Origin of the sequence: Actinoallomurus acaciae (genome assembly GCF_042429965.1) — a bacterium.
GTDB classification, from domain to species: domain Bacteria; phylum Actinomycetota; class Actinomycetes; order Streptosporangiales; family Streptosporangiaceae; genus Actinoallomurus; species Actinoallomurus acaciae.
Genome location: NZ_JBHLZP010000656.1, coordinates 1 through 3,972, shown reverse-complemented (window position 1 = coordinate 3,972; position 3,972 = coordinate 1). Strand labels below are relative to the sequence as shown.

The following is a 3,972-nucleotide window of genomic DNA, read 5'->3' as shown; positions in this document are numbered from 1 at the left end:
CGGCACGCCCAGGTGCGCGTACCCCGGGCGGCCGAGGTCCTGGACGGTGGCGAGCGACCCGGAGCGCACGACCTCGATCATGCGCGGGTCTCCGCCGGGAGCGCGTCGGCGGCGCACGCCTCGAAGCGGACCCGGGTGCCGGGCTGGAGCAGCGAGGGCGGCTCGCGGTCGGGGTCCCACAGGCGCAGCGTCGTACGGCCGAGGAGCCGCCATCCGCCGGGCGAGGGCGAGGGATAGATCGCGCCGTACGGTCCGGCGATCGCGACCGACCCGGCCGGGACCGCGGTGCGCGGAGAGTCGCGGCGCGACACGTGCAGGCTCTCGTCGAGGCCGGTCAGGTAGCCGAACCCGGGAGAGAATCCCAGGTACGCCACGCCGTACTCGGCCGCCGCGTGCCGCTCGACGACCTGCGCGCGGGTCAGCCCCGTGATCGAGGCGACCTCGTCCAGGTCCGCGCCGTCGTAGGCGACCGGCACGCGCAGCGGCTCGCCACTCGCCGTACTCGTCTCCGGCAGCGGAAGGTCACCCAGCAGCGCGCCGAGCCGGCCGAGGTCGGCGCCCGGCGCGGTCGTCACCAGGACGGTGCCGGCGCCCGGGACGACGTCGACGATCTCGGTCCGGCCGAGCCCCCGGACGGCGGCGTGCAGCCGGTGCGGCGCCTCGGTCTCGATCAGCAGGGCGGCGTCGCCCGCCCGGAGCACCCTCACGCGAACGGTCCCAGGCGGACACCGGCGCGTTCGATCGCCGTCCGTACGGCCCTGGCCAGGCCGACCGCGCCCGGGGTGTCACCGTGCACGCACATGGACCGCGCCTCCACCGGGACCCGTGACCCGTCGATCGCCTCGACCGAGCCGCCGACGGCCATCCGCACCGCGCGGGCCGCGACCTGGTCCTCATCCTCGATCACCGCGCCGGGCTCGCGCCGGGACACCAGCGTGCCGTCGGCGTTGTAGGCCCGGTCGGCGAAACACTCGGCGACCACGGTGACGCCCTCGACTCCGTGCAGCGCCGAACCGGGCAGCGTCAGCAGCGGCAGCGACGGGTCGTACGCGATGACCGCCGCGGCCACGGCCTCCGCCTGTGCGCGATCGCGCACGAGACGGTTGTACAGCGCGCCGTGCGGCTTGACGTAACGGACCCGTCCGCCCTCCGCGCGCGCGACGCCGTCGAGCGCGGCGATCTGGTAGAGCACCTCGGCGGTCAGCTCCTCCGGCGCGACGTCCATCTCCCGGCGGCCGAACCCCGCCAGGTCGCGGTAGGACACCTGCGCGCCGATCGCCACGCCCCGCTCCACCGCCGCGGCGCACGTGCGCCGCATGATCAGTGGGTCGCCGGCGTGAAAGCCGCAGGCGACGTTCGCGCTCGTGACGATGGACAGCAGAGCGAGATCGTCGCCGAGCCGCCACGGCCCGAACCCCTCACCCAGATCCGCATTCAAGTCGATCATTGCGCCAGGTTCTCATCCGACCGATCCGTGATGAGCATCCTGCCGGGCGAATGCGTGATCACGAAGGGCGCCTCCGAGGCCATCACGACCGCCTGCGGGGTCACGCCGCAGGCCCAGAACATCGGGACGTCGCCATCCTCGAACTCCACGGCGTCCCCGAAGTCGGGCCGGTCGAGCGACGCGATGCCCAGCCCGGCCGGGTCGCCCGTGTGCACGGGCGCACCGTGCGCCAGGGGATGACCCGCGGTGACCTCGATGGCCGTGGCGACGAGGGTGGCGGGCACCGGCCGCATCGAGACGACGAGCGGCCCGGCCAGGCGCCCGGCCGGCCGGCACTGCCAGGAGGTGACGTACATCGGCACGTTGCGGCCCTGCTCGATGTGGCGCAGCGGGACGCCGGCCGTGGCGAGCGCCGTCTCGAACGTGAAGCTGCAGCCGGTGAGCAGCGCGACCAGGTCGTCGCGCCAGTACTCGGTGGCGTCCGTGACCTCGGCGACGAGCCGTCCGTGCTCGTACACCCGGTACGCCGGCAGGTCGGTGCGCAGGTCGGCGGTGGCGATCTCGTGGGCGTGGGGGTCGCCGGGATCGGTCACCTCCAGAAGGGGACACGGCCCGGGGTTGCGGAGGGCGAACAGCAGAGCGTCGAAGGCCAGGTCACGCGGTACGGCGAGCAGGTTCGCCTGGACGTGTCCCCGGCACCAGCCGCTCGTGGTCTCGGGCACCTCGCCGGTGCGGAAGACCTCGCGCGCCTGAGAGGGGGTGAGGATGCCGGGTTGCTCGAGAGCGGTCATGCCACAGTCATGCCCGATCCAAGCGCGGGCAGGCCGTCCGCGGGCGTCGAATCGGGGCCGCCGCCGGTCAGTCGCGCCGGTCGACGAAGAGCGTCTGCGCCACGCTGCCGAAGTCACCCCGCTCGTCGTAGAGCCGCGTCCGGCACAGGCCGCTCCCGGCCGGTCCGATCGTCGTGGCGGCGTCGAGACAGGTCCACTCGCCGGCCTGGGGCCGCAGCAGGTGCAGGGTGAAGTCCACGTTCGAGAACGTGTACGCCGCGAAGCTCAGCTCGGAGCTGATGCCGCTCGCGGTGTCGGCGACCCCGGCGACCCGCTGCAGGGGAGTGGGCTCCTCCTCCGGCAGCACCGGGACGACGAGCCGGGTCCACAGCACGGCCGGGCCGTTGAGCAGGACACCGCCCTCCGCGAACCGCCACTCGAGAGCGTGGAAGTACCCGAAGTCGGGCAGCGGCGACTCGGCCAGCGCGGTCTCCGGCAGGGGGAGGCGCGGCGCCGCGGTCTCGGAGGCGATCACCTCGGTGTCGGCGCGCCGCAGGCGCCAGGCGCGCGCGTACGCGACCGGCCGCCCGTCGGCGACCATCTCCGCGGCCACGGACTGCACCCGCCGCCCCGGCCGTACGACCTCGGTGTGCACGGTGACCTCGCCGACCGGGATCGGCCCGAGGATGTCGATCGCGAGCTGCGAGACGGTCATGTCGGGCTGCGGGTCGGTGCGCTCCAGCTCGCGCGTCAGCAGCGCCGCCGGCGGGCTGCCGTGCTGGTGCCGTGGATCCCACGGCCCCTGGGTCAGCTCGGTCGCCTGGAAGCGACCGGCACCGAGCGGACGGTAGAGGCTGTCGGCCATACGAGTCCCTTCGGCACGGACGCCCGTACGGGCGTGAACGGGCACGTCACGTCTACCACGATTCCGGTGGAATCGGGGATCCCCGGGACGGCCCCTCGGCCCGGTCAGACCTCGTCGCGCAGGCCCCGCAGGGCGGCGCGCAGCGCGCGCGGGTCGTCGCCGACCTCGTCGACGATGGTCATGAGCCGGTGGAGGATGTCGTGGCGGTCGTGGCCCTTGTCGAGCATGTACTCGGCGATCGTCCACAGCTGTGGCGGGTCGCCGTCCCATAGGCGCCGGGCCAGGCGCAGGTGCGCCTCGATGTGCTCCGGGTCCGCGTCGGGGTGCTCGAACTCCAGCAGCTGATACCGGTCGTGGTCGACGGCCGGGTCGAGCCGGGTGAGGTCGATCTCGGCGTTGCCCGCGGTCAGGAACGGGAAGGCGAACGCCCGGCGGGCGAGGGCCTCCAGGTCGCCGTCGGGCAGCAGCCGCTCGACCAGCTCGCGGTCGAGGCCGAACGTCGTCGGGTCGCGGTACGCCTTGGCGAACTTGCCGGTGATGTCCCAGACCTTGTCGAGGGTCTGGCGGACGCCCTCCTCGTGGAGGCGGGTGCGCTGGCTCGCCCAGCGGACCCATGCGGCCAGCACGTGCGGCATGGCGTCCTGCTCGCCCGGAGACAGCATGACCTTGCGCGGAAGGTAGTGGAGCAAGAACGTCTCGCACTTGATGGGGCTGACCCGCAGCGGACGGCCGAAGTCGTGGTCGCAGCCGTAGTCGATGATCCGGTCGACGCAGCGGCTCGCGGCCGAGCGGTCCGACAGCCCCTCGGCCTCATCGGAGGCGAGGAACTGCGCCGCCATGGTCGCGCGCCGGTCGCGGCTGCGCGCCGGCGGCGCGGGCCGCCGCTGCCG

Annotated in this window: 4 protein-coding genes and 1 pseudogene; all 5 read right to left on the bottom strand. The window is 73.9% G+C overall.

What is annotated here, in order from left to right; all coding sequences use genetic code 11:
* Window positions 1-77: 77 nt before the first annotated feature.
* Window positions 78-707 (bottom strand): 5-oxoprolinase subunit B family protein, encoded by a 630-nt coding sequence (locus ACFFNX_RS44325; protein WP_378212267.1) that lies wholly within the window; start codon window positions 705-707, stop codon window positions 78-80.
* Window positions 704-1,447: a LamB/YcsF family protein gene (locus tag ACFFNX_RS44320; RefSeq protein ID WP_378212266.1), complete on the bottom strand. Its 744-nt coding sequence runs from the start codon at window positions 1,445-1,447 to the stop codon at window positions 704-706. Before ACFFNX_RS44320 ends, ACFFNX_RS44325 begins: the two co-directional genes overlap by 4 nt.
* A complete protein-coding gene (locus ACFFNX_RS44315; RefSeq protein WP_378212265.1) occupies window positions 1,444-2,238 on the bottom strand; it encodes a putative hydro-lyase in 795 nt (264 codons plus the stop codon). Before ACFFNX_RS44315 ends, ACFFNX_RS44320 begins: the two co-directional genes overlap by 4 nt.
* 67 nt (window positions 2,239-2,305) lie before the next feature.
* Window positions 2,306-3,082, bottom strand: coding sequence for a thioesterase family protein (locus tag ACFFNX_RS44310; protein ID WP_378212264.1), 777 nt, complete (start codon window positions 3,080-3,082; stop codon window positions 2,306-2,308).
* 104 nt (window positions 3,083-3,186) lie between these two features.
* Window positions 3,187-3,972 (bottom strand): annotated as a pseudogene (locus tag ACFFNX_RS44305) (hypothetical protein); the annotation flags it as partial.